Genomic DNA, 20,176 nt, shown 5'->3' with positions numbered 1-20,176 from the left:
ATCAATCCGCTTCGTCGTTGAAGGTGGCGCGCGGGGCGCAAAATTGCGCGTACAGCACTTGCAGCACGGCCAGCACGGGCGCGCTGGCGACGCGGTAATAGATCTGCTTGCCGTCGCGCCGCGTGGCCACCAGCATCTCTTCGCGCAGTACGCCCAGCTGCTGCGACAGGGTCGGCTGGCCGATGCCCACTTTCTGTTCCAGGTCGCTGACGCAATGCTCGCCCTGCGATAGCTGGCACAGCAGCATCAAACGGTCGGCATTGCCCATGGCCTTGAGCAGCGAGCTGGCCTTGTAGGCCGAGCCACGCATGGCGTCGAGGTTGTATTCGGCGTGTTGTGTTGCAACTGTCTCCATCTTGCCCTCCCACAGGCGGTCATATTGATCATCATGCGATAAACAATATACTAATCAATATACTGTTTTCCTGCTGGCGATTCGCACAAAAAACAACAGTGTTTTTCGACGATAGCGTGCTCATGCCAAGTGTGCGGCAGCGATAGCCTTCGCGCTATCAAAATGATAAATATTCGTAATTTAAAGCAAATATACGTAGCAAAATTGACACGATTTGTGCTGTAATAAGGCCTCATCAGAAAAATCGTGATACGCCCCCGTACAGGCGCATTGTCCGTCCAGGCGCAGGCCGGTTTCGGCCGCACCGCACGGTGAACCAGGGAGTCAAAGATGAAGATACTTCAGCCGCTAGGCATGGCCATGCTGGCGCTGTCGGCATGTGCCGGCAATGTGGCGGCCAGCGCCAGTCCCCCGCCCACAGCACGCGCGCATGTCGTGAGCGACGAAAGTCTCGGTTTCACTAATACTGCGAACAATCCCGGCTGGGATACACAGGACTTGCCGTATGCGCGCCTGCTGGCGCAGGGCACGACGCTCAATGCCACCCCGCGCTGGCGCAGCGCCGGTGCGCGCCAGGGCGCACTGCCGCCGCCCACGGCCGCCATCCCTGCGGTACAGCAGGCGAACGTGCCGCCGCCCGTGCCGGAAGCGAGCATGGTCTCGATGTTGTTGGTGGGACTGGGCTTGCTGGCCTTTAGCATGCACGGTGAAAAACAGGAAAAATTCGATAGCTGACCCCAATTCGGCGGCCGATGCTGCCTCAGTAAAAAAATTCCGCCTTGCGCGGAATTTTTTTGGCCACGTCATTCGTCAGGTCTCACTTGTCCAGCAAGCGGCACACCCGTTCGATATTACCCACAGGAATGCCTGATTTCAGGGCGCGCGCGATGCAGGCCGCCTTGTCCGTGCCCGAGGCGGAAATGAGCACGAAGGCCGTGCCCAGAGCACTGACGGCAACCAGCAAGATCAGCACGCCCTTGACGATATCCCAGTTCATGGCGCTTCAGCGATCTCGTACGTGAAATCATAATAATGCTTGCCGCCCTCGATGCGGATGGCCAGGCTGCCCGACAGTCCTTGCAACTGCTCCGTCCCCGTATCGGGCACCACCGTCACCGACAAGGCGGGCGCACCGCGCGTCATCGTGCCGCTATGCTGCAAATAAAAACTGCCATGACGCCCGTCCAGGCTGCCTTCCACCCGCTCCAGCGCCACATAGCCTGCCGAGCCGGCCACGCTGGCGCGCACGCTGAGCATCTCGCCCTGTGCGCTGGCGTCGAGGGCGCCGTGGTAGCGCTTGTCGAGCGACAAGCGTCCCAGCCCCGATTGCGCGGCCGTATCCGACAAGGTTTCCGGCGTGATGGTGACATTGAATTCGCCTGTAATGGTAGGCATCAGTGCTCCTTTGCAAATGAAGAGGTAGCGGCCGCCTCCGGCCCGTTCAGCAGCGCATGTAATTTTTGCATGGTGGCCCAGTTGCGCGAGGTGACGCCATCGCCCAGCAGCACGCCCAGCGCCGCCACCACCTTGCTGGCCAACACGCCATCGGGACACCAGGCATACGCGGCCCATTGGCCCAGCGCCAGCACTTCCGGCTGCCACGGCCGCTGCAGCAAGGGCGCCAGGCGCTGCATGTCGGCCGGATTGTTCAGCACCAAGGTCAGCAGACGCGCCGCGTCGGCCGCCGGCGCCAGCGTGTTTTGTTCGATCAGTTCGGCAAACTGGCTGGCCGACAGCACCGTCACCCTGGCCGCCACACCGAGCTTCAGCACCAGCGCTTCCTCGATGCGGGCAGCGGCGTCGGCCGGCGCGACCTTGCCGCCGTCATACACGACATTGCCGCTGTTGAGCACGGTGCGCACCTGCGCAAAACCCAGGTCGCCCAGCAGCTTGCGCAAGTCGGCCATGGCCACGCGCTTGGCGCGGCCCACATTGATCCCGCGCAAAAGCGCCACTTGCTGACTATTTTCCATCTGTGCCATATCTTGCCTCCTTGCCTATGCCTGGCCGGCAGGAACGCTGGCGGCGCCTTCCGGCAATGGCGTCACCTTGGGCAGGCGCAGCAGGAACGTCGCGCCCTGCCCCAAGGTGCTGCTGACCGTGATGGTGCCGCCAAACTGCTTGGCAATCAAGTTGAATACGATATTCAAGCCCAGGCCCGTGCCGCCCTGTCCGCGCCGCGTGGTGACAAACGGGTCAAACACGCGGTCGAGCATATCGGGCGCGATGCCGCGGCCATTGTCGCGCACCTGCATGGCGATCCAGTCGTTGTCGCCGTGCACGCCAATATGGATATGGCCGTCCGTGTCCGCATCAAAGGCGTGCTCGACGCAGTTCAGGACGAGGTTGGTCAGCACCTGCGCCAGCGCGCCCGGATAGCTGTCGAGCATGATGCCGGGCGGGCAATCGATATCGATGCGGATGCGCGTCTTTTTCAGGGTCGGCTGCAGGCTCGAGATTACCTCGCCGATATAGTCGCGCAATTCAAATAAACGGCGCGCCTCGCTGACCTGGTCGACGGCGATCTGCTTGAAGCTGTGGATCAGGTGCGCGGCGCGGTAGGCATTGTTCATGATCAGGCGCGCGCTCTCACCGGCCGTTTCCAGGTAGCGCACGATATCGGTCTTTTTCACGCTGCCGCCGGCCACCGCCGCGCTGATCTCATCAGTGGCTTCCTTCAGCACCGAGGCGCTGGTCAGCGCGATGCCGACCGGGGTGTTGATTTCATGCGCCACGCCGGCCACCAGGCTGCCCAGCGAGGCCAGGCGTTCCGACTGCAGCAACGATTCCTGCGCGCGGCGCAGCTCGTCCATGGCCTGCGCCGTTGCCTGCTGCGAGCGGCGCGCCATGTCTTCCGCCTCGCGACTGCCCTCGATGATGGACTTGAGCTTGCGCTGCACCGCATTGAAGCCGCGGATCACGTCGCCCAGCTCGTCGCGCCGGTTTTCCGGCAGCTCTTCGACCTCGTCGCTGCCGCGCGTCGCCAGGTCGAACAAGCCGTCGCGCAACTGTTTCAAGGGTCCGAAGACGATGCGCAGGCTCAGCGCCAGGGCGCCCACCAAAATGATGTCAAGTAGCAACACTTCCAGCACCTTGCGCCGCACTTCGCCGCGCAGGGCCGCATCGATCTGGGCGCGGCTGAAATTGACGATGACCTTGCCGACGATCACCGGCTTGCCGCCCGTGGCTGCGGCCACGGCGTCGCGGAACACCAGCGGCGCCTCGACGGGCGTGCCGCCCATGGCCACGTCGGCGGTCAACGGCACCAGGGTGCCGGCCGCGTCGCGCACTTCGCCCGCGAACAGACCGACGGAGGCGTCGTAGACGCGGATACCGACCAGTTCCGGCGGCAGCATTTCGGCCGCGACGATGCTGTCGACCTTGGATTTGTCGAGGTCCCACAGGGCGGAAGGCAAGCTGGTCTGCAAGCGCGTCAGCACGCCGCTGCGCAGGCGCGCGCTGCCCGATTCGAGTTCCTTGCTCAAGGTATATTGGGTATAGCTACCCGAAATGCCCAGCACCAGGGTGACGATCACGACAAAAAGCAGGGTCAGCCGGACTTGGATACTCACCATCGATCAATACTCCCCGGGCCAGGCCGCCGGCCCGCGGCGCGGGCGCACAGACGTCAGCGGACAACAGCCTGAATCAAATGTACGGTATGACATGCTTATTGGCAAGATTTACAGCAATGCCGTTTTCCACCAGGCCTTGATACAGGTTGAGACATTGCGTCATGGCAATGGTAATATCCCGCAATCATCTAAGGAGTCGTCATGGCGGTCATGCATCAACATCTACCCCTGGAACAAGTTCGTCCTGGCATGGTCTTGTCGGATGTCTTGCTCGATGCGCATGGACAAGTGCTGTTGCCGCAAGGCGCGGTATTGACGGAAAACATGCTGGCCCTGATGCCCCGACACAATATCGACATGCTGCCGATCCAGGCGCCGCCGCCCTCGCCCGAAGAAATCGCCGCGCAACAGGCTGCCGACAGCGAACGGCTGGCTTACCTGTTCCGCAAGCACGACCCGGATAATCCCGAAGACGCGGCCACCACCTTGCTGCGCGCCTATGTCACGGCTTACCGTCTGGGCACGGGAGAGGCCGCATGAGCACCCAGCTGACGCTCGACGACATCGTCGCCCACCTCGATGATTTACCCTCGCTGCCCGCCGTCGTGATGGAACTGCTCAACAGCATCGACCAGGAAGACGTGGATATTTCCGTGCTGGCCAAAAAAGTGTCGTACGACCAGGCGCTGACGGCAAAAACCCTGCGCCTGGCCAACTCGTCCCAATATGGCTTGCAAGTGAAGGCCACCACCATCCAGCAGGCGATCACGTACCTGGGCTTCCAGACCACGCGCAGCCTCATCACGTCGGCCGCCATCACGGGCTGCTTCCCGGAAGGACGCTGCCCCGGCTTCGACGACAAGGCCTTCTGGCGCCATTCGGTGGCGACGGCCGCCTGCGCCAAGGTGCTGGCGCGGCAGATCCGCTTCAACCAGGATTACGCCTTCACGGCCGGCTTGCTGCACAACATCGGCCGCCTGGTGCTGGTCAGCAGTTTTCCCGCGCACTATGCGCAAGTCATCGCGTACCAGGCAGCGCACGATTGCAGCCTGCTCGAAGCGGAACAAACCGTGCTGGGCGTGGACCACGTGCAGGCTGGCGTGGCGCTGGCCGAACACTGGAACTTTTCCGACACGATGCGCCTGGCGCTGGGCAACTACCTGCAGCCGGAAACGCCGGGTGCAGGCTTCCTCGCGTCGCTGATCCACGTGGCCAATGCCGTCGTCTGCGCGCTGGACCTGGCGCAGGCGGGCGACGACATGGTGCCGCGCGTCTCGCCGGTGGCCTGGGATGCGCTGTGCCTGGGCGAAGACACGTATCTGCAACTGTTCCGCGAAACGGAGCTGCGCTACGACGAAATCACCTCTGCACTGCTGAGCTAAACACTGGTGCAAACGCAAACGGCTCTCGCTGCGAGGCGAAAGCCGTTAGGGGTACTGCAATACGTTCATGTTGCCCAGTCCATGCTGCCCGGTCCACGCCAGCCTGTTGCCGCCAGCAGCTACGCAAGCGGCACAGTCAGCGCGCAACCGCCACATCAGTGCGCGTAATTCGATTCTTGCGCATCGCCGCGGTCTTCCGCTTTTGGACGGCCCTGGGCGTCGGACAGACGATACTTGGTGCGGCGGTCGCCCATCAAGTCGCGCAGGTCACGGATGCTCATGCCCGTCACTTCGTGCATGCGGATCAGCAGCGAGGCGCCGACCGGCAAGCGGTGGTGGCGGATCTTGCTGATGACAGGTGGCGCCACCTCGAGCAGACGCGACAGGGCTGCATCGTTTTTCAGCTGCATCTTGCTCAGCAGAATGTCCAGCAGGTGGTTCGGGTTGTAACTCTCTTGCGATGCTAATGCATGATGTGCCATGATTTTTCCTCGTCTGGTGAATGTAGAAAATAATGCCGATACGAACTTAAGGCTGGCTTAGAGTGTTCAAATAAACGTCCTCCATCGAATTCAACCCTCCCTCCTTATCGCACTGCCTGCCAGGACTCGCACTGCCACGCCCAGCCAACGTACGCAACTTGCCGCGTGAGTAAAAGCACGTGCAATTCACTGAAATGAATTGCATATAAGACAATATACTAGCCCAAACACGCGGCATCTGCGCCTCGCGCAAACTTCCTGATTGTTAAATATCAATCAAGCTGCTGGTTGGCTTGGCAACGATGCTATTTCAACACATTAGGATGCCAGCGGGCGCACACAAGGCTTTGCAGCAACTTGTTACAAATCAATGGTGTCGCACGGCAATAAATGCTTTTAGGCATCACGACCCAGGGCGGCATATACAGGCGGCAACCTTGTCGGCAAGGTAAGCACAACATGGCCCGCCCCGGCGATTTACGCTAAACTATGGCCTGAACTTGCAGCGAGCCTGCCACCGGGCAGCCAGAGGCGCCCGGCCGGTCATCCACCGCGCCCCACCCTGAGCGGCCCCCTGCGCTGCAGCATCCTGCCCAACCATCTTGTTTGCCGCCACACTTACCGATAAGCGCCCGACGCCATGCAGAAAAAAGTATTCATTAAAACCTTCGGCTGCCAGATGAACGAGTACGACTCGGACAAGATGGCCGACGTGCTGGGCGCCTCCGATGGCCTGGTGCGCACCGACACGCCGGAAGACGCCGATGTGATCCTGCTCAACACCTGCTCAGTGCGCGAAAAGGCGCAGGAAAAAGTGTTTTCCGACCTGGGCCGTCTGCGCGAGCTGAAACTGGCCAAGCCGCACCTCTTGATCGGCGTAGGCGGCTGCGTGGCGTCGCAGGAAGGCGACGCCATCGTCAAGCGCGCGCCGTATGTCGACATGGTCTTCGGCCCGCAGACCCTGCACCGCCTGCCGCAGATGATCGAACTGCGCCGCTCCAGCGGCGCCTCGCAAGTGGACATCAGCTTCCCGGAGATTGAAAAGTTCGATCACATGCCGCCAGCCAAGGTGGAAGGCGCTTCGGCGTTCGTTTCCATCATGGAAGGCTGCAGCAAATATTGCAGCTACTGCGTCGTGCCCTACACGCGCGGCGAGGAAGTGTCGCGCCGCTTCGAGGACGTGCTGACGGAAGTGGCGGGCCTGGCCGCCCAGGGTGTCAAGGAAATCACGCTGCTGGGGCAAAACGTGAACGCCTACCGCGGTGCGATGGAAGGCGGAGACATCGCCGACTTCGCCCTGCTGCTCGAATACGTGGCCGATATCCCCGGCATCGAACGCATGCGCTTCGTCACCAGCCACCCGAAGGAATTCACGCAGCGCCTGATCGACGCCTACGCGAAGATCCCGCAACTGGTCGACCATTTATACCTGCCGGCGCAGCACGGTTCCGACAAGATCCTCGGCGCCATGAAGCGCGGCTACACGGGCCTCGAATACAAGTCCATCATCCGCCGCATCCGCGCCGTGCGCCCGAACATGGCCATTTCGTCGGACTTCATCGTCGGTTTCCCTGGAGAAACCCAGGCCGACTTCGACGCCATGATGAAGCTGATCGCCGACGTGGGATTCGACAACAGCTATAGCTTCATCTTCAGCAAGCGCCCCGGCACGCCGGCCGCCAGCCTGGAAGACGACACGCCGCATGAAGTCAAGCTGGCCCGGCTGCAACAATTGCAGGCGGCCATCGACGCCAACACGCGCAAGTACAGCCTGGCCATGGTGGGCACGGTGCAAACCATCCTCGTCGAAGGCCGTTCGAAGAAGGACACCGATGACAGTGAACTGCAAGGCCGCACGGAGAACAACCGCGTGGTCAATTTCGACGCCGGCCCCGACGGTTTGCAATTGATCGGCCAGCTGGTCGACGTGCGCATCACCGAAAGCCATTCCTACACCCTGCGCGGCGAACTCGTCGCCAGCGCACCCGCATTGAAAAGAGCCAGTTGAAAACCAAAGCCCCGATACAGCCGCATTACTTCATCCCCGAGCCGCTCGACAACACGCGCCTGGCGCATCTGTGCGGCCCCCTCGATGAAAACCTGCGCCAGATTTCCGCCGCTCTCGACGTGACGATCTTCCGCCGCGGCGAGAAGTTCATCGTCGGCGGCAGCAATGCCGCGCGCGCCATGGAAATCCTCGAACAGTTCTACGCCATCGCCAACAAGGTCGTGCCGCTGGAAGAAGTGCAGCTGGCCCTGGTGGAACAGCGCGCGGGCCTGTCCGCCGCCTCGGAACACCACGCCAACGCGCCCGCCAGTACCTTCGTCGAGCCGGACATCGCCAGCCCCGTGCTGAAAACGCGACGCTCCGACTTGCGCGGACGCACGCCGCACCAGATCGCCTACCTGCGCGACATCCTCGAACACGACATCAGCTTTGGCGTCGGCCCGGCCGGCACGGGCAAGACGTATCTGGCCGTCGCCTGCGCCGTCGATGCGCTCGAAAGGGACGCCGTCAAGCGCATCATCCTGACGCGCCCGGCCGTCGAAGCGGGCGAGCGCCTGGGCTTCCTGCCGGGCGACCTGGCGCAAAAGGTCGACCCGTACCTGCGTCCCCTCTACGATGCGCTGTATGATTTGCTGGGCTTTGACCGCACGCAAAAACTGTTTGAAAAACAGGTGATCGAGATCGCCCCGCTGGCCTACATGCGCGGGCGCACCCTGAACCACGCGTTCGTCATCCTCGATGAGGCACAAAACACCACCGTCGAACAGATGAAGATGTTCTTGACGCGCATCGGCTTTGGCAGCAAGGCCGTGGTGACGGGCGACGTGACGCAAGTCGACCTGCACAAGAGCCAGACGAGCGGCCTGATCGACGCCGTGCACGTCTTGAAAGACGTGCGCGGCATCGGCTTCACGCAATTTAACAGCACTGACGTGGTGCGCCATCCGCTCGTCGCGCGCATCGTCGACGCCTATGAAACGGCGCAGGCGGCCAGTGCCGACGCCGCCCAGTTACTTCCCTTATTAAAACCAGCTGCCGCCAAAAATGTCCGAAAAAAATAAACTGTCCTTGTCCGTGCAATACCCGGATGCCCGCCTGGAAACCCTGATCACGCGCTCGAAAGTGCGCCGCTGGGTCAAGGCGGCCATGTTCGCGCCGGCCGAATTCACCATCCGCTTCGTCGACGCGGAAGAAGGCCGCAGCCTGAACCGCGACTACCGCGAAAAGGACTACGCCACCAACGTGCTGACGTTCGCCTACAACGAAGGCGAAGAATTGCATGACGACGAGCCGACACGCGCCGACATCATCCTGTGCACGGACGTGCTGGAAAAGGAAGCGGCGGAACAAAAGAAGAGCGTGGAAGAGCACACGGCCCATTTGATCGTGCATGGCGTGCTGCATGCGCAGGGCTACGACCACATGGATGACGAGGAAGCCACCGAGATGGAGGGCCTGGAAACGGACATCCTCGCAAAGCTCGGCATCACCGACCCGTACAAGGAATAAGCGCATGGGAACCTGGGCACTTGACGCCTTCGGCAACGACTACGCCATGGATTGGGCGCAGGACTTGCACGAATATAAAACCCTGGAACTGATCGAGACGACGCTCGACAACGTCATCGACAGCCAGGAAGCGGCACTCGAAGCACCGTTCGCCGCCGAAGCGCTGGCCGCGCTGGACGTGATCGCGCGCCTGCAAGGCAAGCCGGGCGAGGATGACCCGGCCACCGCGGAAGTGGACGAATGGGTGGCCGCCTGCAAGAAGAAAGTCACGCCGCCGCTGCTGGAAAAAGCGCGCCTGGCCTTCGAGCGCATCATGGCGGAGTCGTCGGAACTGCGCCAGCTGTGGCAGGACAGCGAGCATTTCGCCGACTGGCAGGCCGACGTGGCGGCCCTGCGCGCCCGTGTGCTGGGCCCGGACGCCTGAAACGTCGGGCAACGGCGCACTTCAACGTATTAAATTTGCATCAAAAGCGGGGAAATCCGGTATTCCCCCACTTTTGGTGTATCCTATATCCCTTCGCAACAACGGCTCACGCCTCCTATGCCCGAGCACCCTAGTGGCGTCAGAACTGACGTCAAGCCCCACCGGTCACTGTTTGAACGCCTGACCGCACTCATTTCCCCCGAGCCAGAGAACCGTGCAGAATTGCTCGAAGTTCTACACGATGCGCATGAACGCAAGCTGATTGACGCCGACGCCCTGTCGATGATCGAAGGCGTGTTCCAGGTATCGGATCTCTGTGCGCGCGACATCATGATTCCCCGTTCGCAAATGGATGTCATCGACATCAGCAAGCCGATCGAGGAATGGATGCCGGAAGTCCTGTCCACCGCCCACTCGCGCTTCCCCGCGATCGAAGGCGAGCGCGACAAGGTCATCGGCATCCTGCTGGCGAAAGACTTGCTGCGTTATTACGCAGAAGAAACTTTCGACGTACGCGACATGCTGCGCCCCGCCATCTTCATCCCCGAATCGAAACGCCTGAATGTGCTGCTGCGCGATTTCCGCGCCAACCACAATCACATGGCCATCGTCGTCGATGAATACAGCGGCGTCGCCGGCCTGATCACCATCGAAGACGTGCTGGAGCAGATCGTCGGTGACATCGAGGACGAATACGACTTTGACGAAGCCGAGGACAATATCCTCTCGCTCAAGGAAGGCCAGTTCGGCCCCCGCTGGCGCGTCAAGGCGCTGACCGAGATCGAACAGTTCAACGAGGAAGTGGGCAGCCACCTGGTGGACGACGACGTTGACACCATCGGCGGCCTCGTCTCGAAGTACCTGGGCCGCATGGCGCACAAGGGCGATATTTTCGACCTGGGCAATCTGCGCTTCGAGGTGCTGCGCGCCGATGCGCGCCAGGTGCACGTGCTGCTCGTCGAGCGCCTGCCCAACGTGCCGGAACTGGAACTCTGACATGCGCGTGCTGTAAATGCGTTTCAGACGCGTCGATCCCAACGCCCCCGCCAAACCGCCCCGCAGCACGTGGGCGCGCATGCTGACTGCTGCCGTCGCCGGCGCCGTCGCGGTGCTGGCGTTCGCCCCTTTCGGCTACTGGCCCCTGCAAATCCTCAGCCTGGGCGTGCTGTTCTACCAGGTGCTGCGGTCGTCCAGCGTCAAGGGCGGCGCGCTGATCGGCTGGGCCTATGGCTTCGGCTGGTGCGCGGCCGGCACGCACTGGCTGTACATTTCCATGCACCGTTATGGCGACATGGCCGCGCCGATCGCGGTGATAGCCGTGGCCCTGCTGGCACTCCTGATGGCCATTTACGTGGCCCTGGCCATGGGCGCTGCCGCCTGGCTGCGCCAGCGCTGGGTGCTGTCCCTGCCCGCCATGACCCTGCTGGTTCTGCCCGCTACCTGGACGCTGTTCGAATGGACGCGCGGCTGGCTGTTTACAGGTTTCCCGTGGCTGGCCACCGGTTACGCCCACAATGCCAGCCCGCTGGCCGGCTTTGCCCCCGTCGTCGGCGCGTATGGCCTGGGCTGGCTGGCGGCGCTGTCCGCCGGCGCTCTGCTGCTGCTCACACACCGCACGCGCTGGTTTGCGCTGGGCGGCGTCATCGCCCTGTACGCGGCCGGCATCGGCTTGCAGTACGTGGCGTGGACGCACCCGGTCGGGCGCCCGATCACGGTGCGCCTGTTGCAGGGCAACGTGCCGCAACAGCAGAAATTCGATCCCGGCTTCGTGCTGGGCGCCCTGCAGATGTACCAGAGCGCCATCACCAGCGCGCCGGCCGACCTGATCGCCACGCCGGAAACGGCCGTCACCGTGCTGCCGCACCAACTGCCACCCGGCTATCTGGACAATCTGGCGACGTATTCACAGCAGACGGGCAGCACGATTCTGGTCGGCATGCCCGTACTCGACGAGCAGCAGCGCTTCTACAATGCGGCATTGGGGATCACACCCAACGGCACGCCGGGACCGTATTACCAGTACCGCAAGCACCATCTGGTGCCGTTCGGCGAATTCGTGCCGCCTGGCCTGCACTGGTTCGTTGCCATGATGGCCATCCCGCTGGGCGACATGGGCCGCGGCGCCGAGGTGCAAGCGCCCTTGCCCGTGCGCGACCAGCTGGTGCTGCCGAATATCTGCTACGAAGACTTGTTTGGCGAGGAAATCGCCGGCCAGCTGGCCAGCGCCCACCGCCATGGCAAGCAGTCGGCGTCCGTACTGCTGAATATTTCGAACCTGGCCTGGTTTGGCGATTCGATCGCCATCCCGCAGCATCTGCAGATTTCGCAGATGCGCAGCCTGGAAACGGGCCGCCCCATGCTGCGCTCGACGAACACGGGCGCCACGGCCGTCATCGACGGCAAGGGCGTGGTGCAAAGCCTGCTGCCACCGGAACAGCAAGCCACCTTGGCGGCCAAGGTGCAAGGCATGGGCGGCATGACGCCATACATTCTCTACGGCAATAAACTGGTGCTGGCCATGGTCGCGCTGGCCCTGTTGGCGGCCTTCCTGCTGTCGCGCGCCGCCCGTCGTGGCCGCGCCGCGCAGCAATAAGCGGCCGATATTGCCCGAAGAGTCACAGTGGGTCCGTAAAAACCGCTAAAATTAGCAAAACCCCGGCCCGGACGCTAGCCCAACAGCGTCCGGGCTTCAAGCAAACCTTAACAGCGCGCAGTCTCCCGCGCGGCGAACTCATACGATGCTCACATTTCAACAAATTATCCTGACCTTGCAAACCTATTGGGACAAGCAAGGTTGCGCCCTGCTCCAGCCTTACGACATGGAAGTCGGCGCCGGCACCTTCCACACCGGCACCTTCCTGCGTGCGATCGGCCCGGAACCGTGGCGCGCCGCGTATGTGCAGCCGTCGCGCCGCCCGAAAGATGGCCGCTATGGCGAAAACCCGAACCGCATGCAGCACTACTACCAGTACCAGGTGGTCTTGAAGCCGGCGCCGGAAAACATCCTCGACCTGTATCTGGGTTCCTTGGCCGCGCTGGGCCTGGACTTGAAGCAGAATGACGTGCGCTTCGTCGAAGACGACTGGGAAAGCCCGACCCTGGGCGCCTGGGGCCTGGGCTGGGAAGTCTGGCTGAACGGCATGGAAGTGACCCAATTTACCTACTTCCAGCAAGTGGGCGGCCTCGATTGCAAGCCCGTGTTGGGCGAAATCACCTACGGCATCGAACGCCTGGCCATGTATCTGCAAGGCGTGGAAAACGTGTATGACCTGGTGTGGACCGAGTGGGAAGAAAACGGGATTACCAAGAAGCTGACCTACGGCGACGTCTTCCACCAGAACGAGGTGGAGCAATCGACCTACAACTTCGAGCACGCGAATACGGACCTGCTGTTTGAACAGTTCGGCAACTACGAAGCGGAAGCGAAGCGTTTGATCGAGCTGCAACTGACCCTGCCCGCCTACGAAAAGATCATGAAGGCTTCGCACAGCTTCAATATGCTGGACGCACGTGGCGCCATCTCGGTGACGGAACGCGCCGCCTACATCGGCCGCGTGCGCACCCTGTCGCGCCTGGTGGCGCAAGCGTATTACGACTCGCGCGAGCGCCTCGGTTTCCCGATGCTGCCCGCCGCAGACCAACCCGCCGCCGCCTGATCGCCTAGCTCATACACCGCCGTACCAGACAAGAACACCATGAACCAAACACTGCTCATCGAACTGCTGACCGAAGAACTGCCGCCGAAAGCGCTGGCCAAACTGGGCGCCGCCTTCACAGCCGGCATCGTCAACGGCCTGAAGGCACGCGACTTCCTGGAAGCCGACAGCGTCGCCACCAGCTATGCCTCGCCGCGCCGCCTGGCCGTCTCCATCACCAACGTGCGCGAAGTCTCGCCCGACAAATCGATCCGTGAAAAAGTCTTGCCCGTCTCCGTGGCGCTGGACGCGAACGGCAACGGCACGCCGCCGCTGGCCAAGAAACTGGCCGCGCTGGGCTTCCCCGACCTGACGGTGGCCGAGCTGGAACGCGCCGCCGACGGCAAGGCCGAAAGCTTCTTCTACACCTACACGGCGCCGGGCAGCCAGCTCGCCACCGGCGCGCAGGCAGCATTGACCGAGTCGGCCGCCAAGCTGCCGATTCCAAAGCTGATGAGCTATCAGCGCCCGGACGGCAGCACCGTGCAATTCGTGCGTCCTGCCCACAGCCTGATCGCCCTGCATGGCATCAATATCCTGCCCCTGACACTGCTGGGACTGACGGCCGGCCGCACCACCCTGGGCCACCGCTTCCTCACCGACGGCAAACCGATCACCATCGCGCACGCGGAAAACTATGCGCCGTCCCTGATCCTCAACGCCAGCGTCATCGCCAGCAACGAGGAACGCAAGGAACGCATCCGCGCCCAGTTGCTGGACAAGGCGGGCGCCGACCAGGTCTTGATGCCCGAAGCGCTGCTCGATGAAGTGACCGCCCTGGTCGAATGGCCGGTCGTGTATGAATGCCACTTCGAGGAAGAATTCCTGGCCGTGCCGCAGGAATGCCTGATCCTCACCATGCAGACCAACCAGAAATATTTCGCGCTGACGGACAGCGAAGGCAAGCTGCGTTCGCGCTTCCTGATCGTCTCGAACATCGAGACGGACACGCCCGAGCACATCATCGGCGGCAACGAGCGCGTCGTGCGCCCGCGCCTGTCCGACGCCAAGTTCTTCTTCGAGCAAGACAAGAAGAAGACCCTGGCATCGCGTCTGCCGCTGCTGGCCAACGTCGTCTATCACAACAAGCTGGGCACGCAAGCGGCCCGCACAGAGCGCGTCAAGTCGCTGGCCGGCGCCATCGCCGCCAAGCTGCAATATGACGTGGCCCTGGCCGAACGTGGCGCCCTGCTGGCCAAGGCCGATCTGCTGACCGACATGGTGGGCGAATTCCCCGAGCTGCAAGGCATCATGGGCACCTACTACGCGCGCCATGACGGCGAGCCCGAAGAAGTGGCGCTGGCCGCCTCCGAACACTACCAGCCGCGCTTTGCCGGCGACAGCCTGCCAGCCACCGCCACCGGCACCGCCGTGGCCCTGGCTGACAAGCTCGAAACCCTGGTCGGCATCTGGGCCATCGGCCTGGCGCCGACGGGCGACAAGGATCCGTTCGCGCTGCGCCGCCATGCGCTGGGCGTGCTACGCATGCTGCTGGAAAAACGTTTGCCTTTGTCGATCCAGGGCTTGCTGGCGGATGCCGCTGCGCAGTTCGCAGCCGTACCAGGCTTCAAGGATCCGGTCGCGGATGTCACCACCTTCATGCTGGATCGCCTGCGCGGCATCCTGCGCGAACGCGGTTTCTCGCCGAATGAAATCGAAGCCGTCGTGGCGCAAAACCCGGACCGCCTGGATGACATCGTGCAACGCCTGGAAGCCGTGCAGGCGTTTGCCGCCCTGCCGGAAAGCGCCTCGCTGGCAGCCGCCAACAAGCGCATCACGAACATCCTGAAAAAGAACGAGGAAGCCGTGAGCCAGGTCGCCGCCGGCGGCGTCAACGTGGCGCTGCTGCAGGACGAAGCGGAGAAAAAACTCGCCGCCGCCGTCTCGCGCGTGCAGCCGGAAGTCGACGCGGCCTTTGCCAAGGGCGACTTCACCAGCACCCTGCAAACGCTGGCGCAGCTGCGCGACGATGTCGATGGCTTCTTCAATGACGTGATGGTGATGGCCGAGGATGTCGCCCTGCGCAACAACCGCCTGGCCTTGCTGTCGTCCTTGCACGGCATGATGAACCGCGTGGCCGACATTTCCAAGCTGGCGGCATAATGGGCACGCCGGCGCTGAAACTGATTATTCTCGACCGCGACGGTGTCATTAATCATGACTCGCCGGACTTCATCAAGTCGCCTGCCGAATGGCTGCCGATACCCGGTTCGCTCGAAGCGATCGCCCGCCTGAACCAGGCTGGCTATCGCGTGGTCATCGCCTCGAACCAGTCTGGCATCGCGCGCGAGTACTTCGACATGACGGTCTTGAACGCGATCCATCAGAAGATGCATACCTTGGCGCAGCAGGTGGGCGCCGATATCGACGCCATCTTCTTTTGCCCGCACGCGGGCGCGGACAATTGCGACTGCCGCAAGCCGAAACCGGGCATGTTTCATGAAATTTCGCAGCGCTACAACACCGGCCTGAAAGGCGTGCCCACGGTCGGCGATTCGCTGCGCGACCTGCAGGCCGGTTTCATCAGCGGTTGCGTGCCCTACCTGGTGTTGACGGGCAAGGGCGAAAAGACCAACGAAACGGGTGGCCTGCCGCCTGGCACCCAGGTCTTCCCCGACCTGGCCGCCGTCGTCAGCCACCTGCTCAAGGCGCCCGCAGCATCGGCGCCCGCCGTGGCATTCAGCATCTAATCTTCGGAGAACCGCATTGCGTAATATTTCCCTGTTCCTGCGATCCCTGCTGTTCATGATCATCATGATCGTGGCCACCATCGTCTGGGCCTGCGTGTGCTTTTTCGCCGCGCCATTGAGCTACAACAAGCGCTATTGGGTCACCTCGCGCTGGAACGTGTTTATCCTGTGGTGTGCCAAGGTCATTTGCGGCATCCGCTACGAAGTCAAGGGCGCCGAGAACTTCCCCGATGCGCCGGCCATCGTGCTGTCGAAGCACCAGTCGGCCTGGGAAACCATCTTCTTGCTGCCAAGCTTGCCACGCCCGCTCGTGTATGTGTTCAAGAAGGAGATTTTGTACATCCCGTTCTTCGGCTGGGCCATGGCGCTGCTGCGCATGATCCCCATCGACCGCAAGCAGGGCAAGCATGCGTTCAAGAGCGTCGTGGCCCATGGCAAGCGCCGCCTGGCCGATGGCCAATGGATTATCATGTTCCCTGAAGGGACCCGCATTCCCGTCGGCCAGGCGGGCAAGTACAAGAGCGGCGGCACGCGTCTGGCGATTGCCACGGGTGCCGTGGTGGTGCCGATTGCGCACAATTCAGGCGAGTGCTGGCCCAAGCAGTCATTCCTCAAACGCCCGGGACTGATCACCGTCTCGATAGGCAAACCGATTTCGCCGGAAGGGCAAACCCCGGACAGCATGATGCAACAGGTGGAAAATTGGATAGAATCAGAAATGCGCGTCATTTCGCCTCACGCCTACAACGCTGGCTAGACGGCATCAGCGCGGTCATCCAGGAGCCGACACTGCGCCAGCAGATGAAGACCATCAAGGTCGGCGACCAGCAACTGGATTTGTTCGCGCATGACGTCTCGACCAGCACGCCCCCGGCGGTGCGCCCCACGGCACCGCCAGCGCCGCCCGTGGAGGCGAAGCCTGTAGTTCCCCTGGCGCCGCCACCGGCGCCTGCCACGCCTCCCGCGCGCCCTGTCCTTCCCTCCCCGCCACGCACCGCCGATGGCCCGCCGCTGCGCCAGCTGCAGCTGGGCAGCCACCTCGTCGAATTCGCCCTGCGCCGTTCCACGCGCCGTTCCATCGGCTTCATGATCGACGATAACGGCTTGCGCGTGACGGCACCCAAGCGCGTCACCCTGGCCGAAATCGACAACGCCATCCGCGCCAAGCAAGGCTGGATCGTCTCGAAACTGCTGGAACGGGGCGAGCGCAAGGTGCAGCGCCAGCAGCGCCCGCCCGTGGCCTGGGTCGACGGCGCCGTGCTGCCCTACCTCGGCGGCGACATCACCTTAAGATTGCACCAGGCGCCGCGCCACCGCGCCAGCTTCCAGCGCGAGACGAATGAGCTGCACGTATGGGTCACGCCCACGGGCAGCGAGCAGCAATTGAAGGAAAAAGTGAAGGGCTGGTTCCAGCATGAAGCGCGCCAGCTGTTCGAGGCGCGCCTGGACGTGTATGCGGACAAGCTGGGCGTAAGCTATGACTCGCTGTCGCTGTCGTCGGCCGGCACGCGCTGGGGCAGCTGCACCATCGAGCGCAAGATCCGCCTGAACTGGCGCCTGATCCACTTCGCCCTGCCGCTGATCGACTACGTGGTGGCGCATGAACTGTCGCACCTGCTGGAAATGAACCACAGCCCCCGCTTCTGGGCCACCGTGGAATCGATTTATCCCGATTACGATGGCGCCAAGCAGGCACTCAGAAAACGCTCGCAGGAGCTGCCAGTCCTGTTCAATTAAGCTGGCAGCAAAGGCCGGATGGCCGCGACGGTCCGCGGCGTGGCGCCCCGGTGCTGGTTCGCAAACGCCAGCGCTTTTTCTCCCATTGACGATAGACGCGCAGGATCTTGCAGCAGCGCCGATGCCTGCGCCATCAGCGCATCGGCATCCGCCACCAGCGCGGCGCCGCCTGCGGCAATCGCCTGCTCGGTGACCAGCGCGAAATTGAAGGTGTGCGGGCCGATCAGCACGGGCTTGCCCAGGGCTGCCGGCTCGATCAGGTTTTGCCCGCCCAGCGGCAGCAGGCTGCCGCCGACGAAAGCGCAATCGCAGGCTGCGTAATACGCAAACATCTCGCCCATCGAATCGCCCAGCAACACCTGCGTGCCCGCAGAAACGGTATCGTCCTGCGCCAGGCCGGACCTGCGCTGCACGGCCAGGCCCTGCGCCACGACCAGTTTTTCCACCTCGTCGAAACGCTGCGGATGGCGCGGCACGACCAGCAGCAGCGCATTCGCAGGCAAGCTGGCACGGGTATAGGTATCGAGAATCAGCTGCTCTTCCCCTTCGCGCGTGCTGGCGCATAGCAGCACGGGACGCTGGCCGATGGCGCCGCGCAGCCAGGCGCCCGTCGCCAGGGCCGCCTCGGGCACGACGACGTCGAACTTGATGCTGCCCGTGACGACGACTTCCTGCACGCCCAGCTGGCGCACGCGATCGGCGTCGTCCTGCGTCTGCGCCGCCACCAGGGTGATGCCGCGCGCCGCATCGGCAATCAGCTTGCCCAGGCGCTGCGCCTTGCCCAGCGAGCGCTGCGACAGGCGCGCATTGGCCAGCACCACGGGCACTTTGTAGCGATTGCATTGGTGGATCAGGTTCGGCCACACTTCCGTCTCCATCAGGATGCAGATGCGCGGCGCGAAATGGCGGATGAAACGGGCCGGCATGACGCCCGTGTCATATGGCAGGTAGCTTTGCACGAGGCGCGCGCCGTGTTTGGCGAACAGGGACTTGCCCGTGGCGCGTCCCGTCGGTGTCATGTGCGTGAGCACGATGCGGCACGCCGGCCATGCGGCCAGCAGCGCATCGATCAGCGGCTCGGCCGCGCGCGTCTCTCCGACGGAGACGGCGTGCAGCCAGATGGTGTCAGGAAGCGGTGTGGCCTGGCGGCCGTAAAAGCCCAGGCGCTCGCCCCAGTGCTGGCGATAGCCGGGTTCCTGGCGTCCGCGCAGCCACAGCCGCGCCAGCACCAGGGGCAAGGCCAGCCACCAGGCAAGGGTATAAAGAAGTCGCATGTTTGTTTAATGTTGAAGTCAGGCGGGAGGATAGTCGGCCAGCAGGCGCTGCGCCGCGGCCAGCACGTCCGGCACGCCTGGCGGCGCGCCCTTGTCGCCCAGGTTGATGATTTTCGGCGACCAGTTGCCTTCCGTTTTCCACAGCGGCGAATCGGCATAGATTTCCACCGTCGGACGCACGAAGGCGGCGGCGATATGCGTCAGGCCCGTGTCGACGCCGACCACCAGCGCCGCGTAGCGCGCCAGCAGGGTGGCGTCGCCCATCGACAGCTTCGGCAGCACGCGCGCATTCGGCAAGCCGGCCGCCACTTGTTCGGCTTCCGCCTTTTCCTTGGGCGAACCCCAGGGCAGCAGAATCGGCATCGGTGCCAGCGCCTGGCCCAGGGCGATCCAGTGTTCCGGCGCCCATTTCTTGGCGTCGCGCGCCGTGCCGTGGAAATACACGCAGTAGGGCGCCTCTCCCATCCAGTCCGGACGCGGTTCGCTGCCGGATACTTCCGGCAAGCCGAAATCGGCCGGCGTGTCGACCGTGTAACCGAGTGCCGCGCCCGCCACCAGGCGGCCGCGCGCCACCGCATGCGTGCGCGGATCGAGCGGAATGCTTTTCGTGTGGAACAGGCGCGAGATGCCCTCGTAGCCGGAGCCTTCGCTGCCATTGGCCAGGCCGACTTTCTGTCCGCCCGGTGCCAGGCGCGCCGCGCCCATGATGATGCCCGTCTTCAGCAAGCCCTGGGTATCGAACACATAATCGTACTGCGTCTGGCGCAGGCTGCGGAAGAAGGCGGCGATTTCCGCGCGCGTCTCTTTCTTGCCCAGGCTCTTGCGCCAGCGCCGCAGCGCGAACGGGAAAATGGTAGCCACGCGCGGATTCAGGCGCACCAGGCTCGTGTAGCCCTCCTCGACCACCCAGTCGATGGTCGCGTTCGGGAAATGGCGGGCGATGTCCGCCACCATCGGCAGGTTATGCAGCACGTCGCCCAGCGAAGACACCCGCACCAGCAGGATTTTCAAGGGCGCCTGTGCGCCAGGTTGAGCCGCCATGCTG

The 20,176-nt window shown here is 63.1% G+C and carries 22 protein-coding genes; 14 read left to right on the top strand and 8 right to left on the bottom strand.

From position 1 onward, the window contains the following. Window position 1 precedes the first annotated feature (1 nt). Window positions 2-355: an ArsR/SmtB family transcription factor gene (locus CSQ93_RS02645; protein ID WP_099376590.1), complete on the bottom strand. Its 354-nt coding sequence runs from the start codon at window positions 353-355 to the stop codon at window positions 2-4. A gap of 330 nt (window positions 356-685) precedes the next feature. On the opposite strand from CSQ93_RS02645, the gene CSQ93_RS02640 reads away from it, so the two are divergent. Further along, on the top strand, window positions 686-1,090 hold the full coding sequence (locus CSQ93_RS02640; protein WP_158301082.1) for a hypothetical protein: 405 nt from the start codon (window positions 686-688) through the stop codon (window positions 1,088-1,090). A gap of 82 nt (window positions 1,091-1,172) precedes the next feature. Here CSQ93_RS02640 and CSQ93_RS02635 read toward each other — a convergent pair whose 3' ends face one another. Genes CSQ93_RS02635 through CSQ93_RS02620 form a run of 4 tightly spaced genes read right to left on the bottom strand, consistent with a single transcriptional unit; the run spans window position 1,173 to window position 3,930 of the window. Then, complete coding sequence (locus tag CSQ93_RS02635; protein WP_099376588.1) at window positions 1,173-1,352, bottom strand: hypothetical protein; 180 nt, start codon at window positions 1,350-1,352, stop codon at window positions 1,173-1,175. After that, a complete protein-coding gene (locus tag CSQ93_RS02630) occupies window positions 1,349-1,750 on the bottom strand; it encodes a DUF3224 domain-containing protein (RefSeq protein WP_099376587.1) in 402 nt (133 codons plus the stop codon). The genes CSQ93_RS02635 and CSQ93_RS02630 overlap by 4 nt, the downstream gene beginning before the upstream one ends. Then, complete coding sequence (locus CSQ93_RS02625) at window positions 1,750-2,337, bottom strand: DUF1697 domain-containing protein (RefSeq protein WP_099376586.1); 588 nt, start codon at window positions 2,335-2,337, stop codon at window positions 1,750-1,752. The genes CSQ93_RS02630 and CSQ93_RS02625 overlap by 1 nt, the downstream gene beginning before the upstream one ends. Window positions 2,338-2,352: 15 nt before the next feature. After that, on the bottom strand, window positions 2,353-3,930 hold the full coding sequence (locus CSQ93_RS02620) for a sensor histidine kinase (protein WP_099376585.1): 1,578 nt from the start codon (window positions 3,928-3,930) through the stop codon (window positions 2,353-2,355). A gap of 201 nt (window positions 3,931-4,131) precedes the next feature. Here CSQ93_RS02620 and CSQ93_RS02615 point away from each other — a divergent pair, with 201 nt between their 5' ends. Both CSQ93_RS02615 and CSQ93_RS02610 read left to right on the top strand, forming a co-directional pair. After that, entirely contained in the window at window positions 4,132-4,470 is a 339-nt protein-coding gene (locus CSQ93_RS02615) for a hypothetical protein (protein WP_233516004.1), read from the top strand. Beyond that, on the top strand, window positions 4,467-5,312 hold the full coding sequence (locus CSQ93_RS02610) for an HDOD domain-containing protein (protein WP_099376583.1): 846 nt from the start codon (window positions 4,467-4,469) through the stop codon (window positions 5,310-5,312). The genes CSQ93_RS02615 and CSQ93_RS02610 overlap by 4 nt, the downstream gene beginning before the upstream one ends. Before the next feature lie 155 nt (window positions 5,313-5,467). Here CSQ93_RS02610 and CSQ93_RS02605 read toward each other — a convergent pair whose 3' ends face one another. Next, window positions 5,468-5,794: a hypothetical protein gene (locus CSQ93_RS02605; RefSeq protein WP_034746769.1), complete on the bottom strand. Its 327-nt coding sequence runs from the start codon at window positions 5,792-5,794 to the stop codon at window positions 5,468-5,470. Window positions 5,795-6,434: 640 nt separating this feature from the next. Here CSQ93_RS02605 and miaB point away from each other — a divergent pair. The 11 genes from miaB to CSQ93_RS02550 all read left to right on the top strand — a co-directional run bounded on the left by miaB (window position 6,435) and on the right by CSQ93_RS02550 (window position 17,857). Next, a complete protein-coding gene (gene miaB, locus CSQ93_RS02600; RefSeq protein ID WP_099376582.1) occupies window positions 6,435-7,802 on the top strand; it encodes a tRNA (N6-isopentenyl adenosine(37)-C2)-methylthiotransferase MiaB in 1,368 nt (455 codons plus the stop codon). After that, a complete protein-coding gene (locus CSQ93_RS02595) occupies window positions 7,799-8,863 on the top strand; it encodes a PhoH family protein (RefSeq protein ID WP_099376581.1) in 1,065 nt (354 codons plus the stop codon). Before miaB ends, CSQ93_RS02595 begins: the two co-directional genes overlap by 4 nt. Then, complete coding sequence (ybeY, locus tag CSQ93_RS02590) at window positions 8,847-9,311, top strand: rRNA maturation RNase YbeY (protein ID WP_099376580.1); 465 nt, start codon at window positions 8,847-8,849, stop codon at window positions 9,309-9,311. Before CSQ93_RS02595 ends, ybeY begins: the two co-directional genes overlap by 17 nt. A 4-nt stretch (window positions 9,312-9,315) precedes the next feature. Continuing rightward, window positions 9,316-9,735: a DUF4259 domain-containing protein gene (locus CSQ93_RS02585; RefSeq protein ID WP_099376579.1), complete on the top strand. Its 420-nt coding sequence runs from the start codon at window positions 9,316-9,318 to the stop codon at window positions 9,733-9,735. A 117-nt stretch (window positions 9,736-9,852) separates the two neighbouring features. Further along, window positions 9,853-10,731, top strand: coding sequence for an HlyC/CorC family transporter (locus tag CSQ93_RS02580; protein WP_034746750.1), 879 nt, complete (start codon window positions 9,853-9,855; stop codon window positions 10,729-10,731). A gap of 16 nt (window positions 10,732-10,747) precedes the next feature. Continuing rightward, window positions 10,748-12,328, top strand: coding sequence for an apolipoprotein N-acyltransferase (lnt, locus tag CSQ93_RS02575; RefSeq protein WP_233516003.1), 1,581 nt, complete (start codon window positions 10,748-10,750; stop codon window positions 12,326-12,328). A 145-nt stretch (window positions 12,329-12,473) separates the two neighbouring features. Beyond that, window positions 12,474-13,391 carry a glycine--tRNA ligase subunit alpha gene (gene glyQ / locus CSQ93_RS02570; RefSeq protein ID WP_099376578.1) on the top strand — a complete coding sequence of 306 codons (918 nt, stop codon included), beginning with the start codon at window positions 12,474-12,476 and terminating at the stop codon, window positions 13,389-13,391. A gap of 39 nt (window positions 13,392-13,430) precedes the next feature. Continuing rightward, window positions 13,431-15,533, top strand: coding sequence for a glycine--tRNA ligase subunit beta (glyS, locus tag CSQ93_RS02565; RefSeq protein ID WP_099376577.1), 2,103 nt, complete (start codon window positions 13,431-13,433; stop codon window positions 15,531-15,533). Continuing rightward, a complete protein-coding gene (gene gmhB / locus CSQ93_RS02560) occupies window positions 15,533-16,120 on the top strand; it encodes a D-glycero-beta-D-manno-heptose 1,7-bisphosphate 7-phosphatase (protein ID WP_099376576.1) in 588 nt (195 codons plus the stop codon). The genes glyS and gmhB overlap by 1 nt, the downstream gene beginning before the upstream one ends. A 16-nt stretch (window positions 16,121-16,136) precedes the next feature. After that, window positions 16,137-16,877, top strand: coding sequence for a lysophospholipid acyltransferase family protein (locus CSQ93_RS02555; protein WP_034746739.1), 741 nt, complete (start codon window positions 16,137-16,139; stop codon window positions 16,875-16,877). A 44-nt stretch (window positions 16,878-16,921) separates the two neighbouring features. Then, window positions 16,922-17,857, top strand: a complete 936-nt coding sequence (locus CSQ93_RS02550; protein WP_099376575.1) for a M48 family metallopeptidase — start codon at window positions 16,922-16,924, stop codon at window positions 17,855-17,857. Here CSQ93_RS02550 and waaA read toward each other — a convergent pair. Further along, on the bottom strand, window positions 17,854-19,131 hold the full coding sequence (waaA, locus tag CSQ93_RS02545) for a lipid IV(A) 3-deoxy-D-manno-octulosonic acid transferase (protein ID WP_099376574.1): 1,278 nt from the start codon (window positions 19,129-19,131) through the stop codon (window positions 17,854-17,856). The two genes, CSQ93_RS02550 and waaA, sit on opposite strands and share 4 nt — an antisense overlap. Before the next feature lie 18 nt (window positions 19,132-19,149). Next, complete coding sequence (gene waaC / locus CSQ93_RS02540; protein ID WP_099376573.1) at window positions 19,150-20,172, bottom strand: lipopolysaccharide heptosyltransferase I; 1,023 nt, start codon at window positions 20,170-20,172, stop codon at window positions 19,150-19,152. Window positions 20,173-20,176: the final 4 nt, after the last annotated feature.

It is taken from the genome of Janthinobacterium sp. BJB426, from assembly GCF_002735705.1.
Classification (GTDB): Bacteria; Pseudomonadota; Gammaproteobacteria; order Burkholderiales; family Burkholderiaceae_D; genus Janthinobacterium.
The sequence above is the reverse complement of the archived record's forward strand: the minus strand, read 5'-3'. Positions and strand labels throughout refer to the sequence as shown.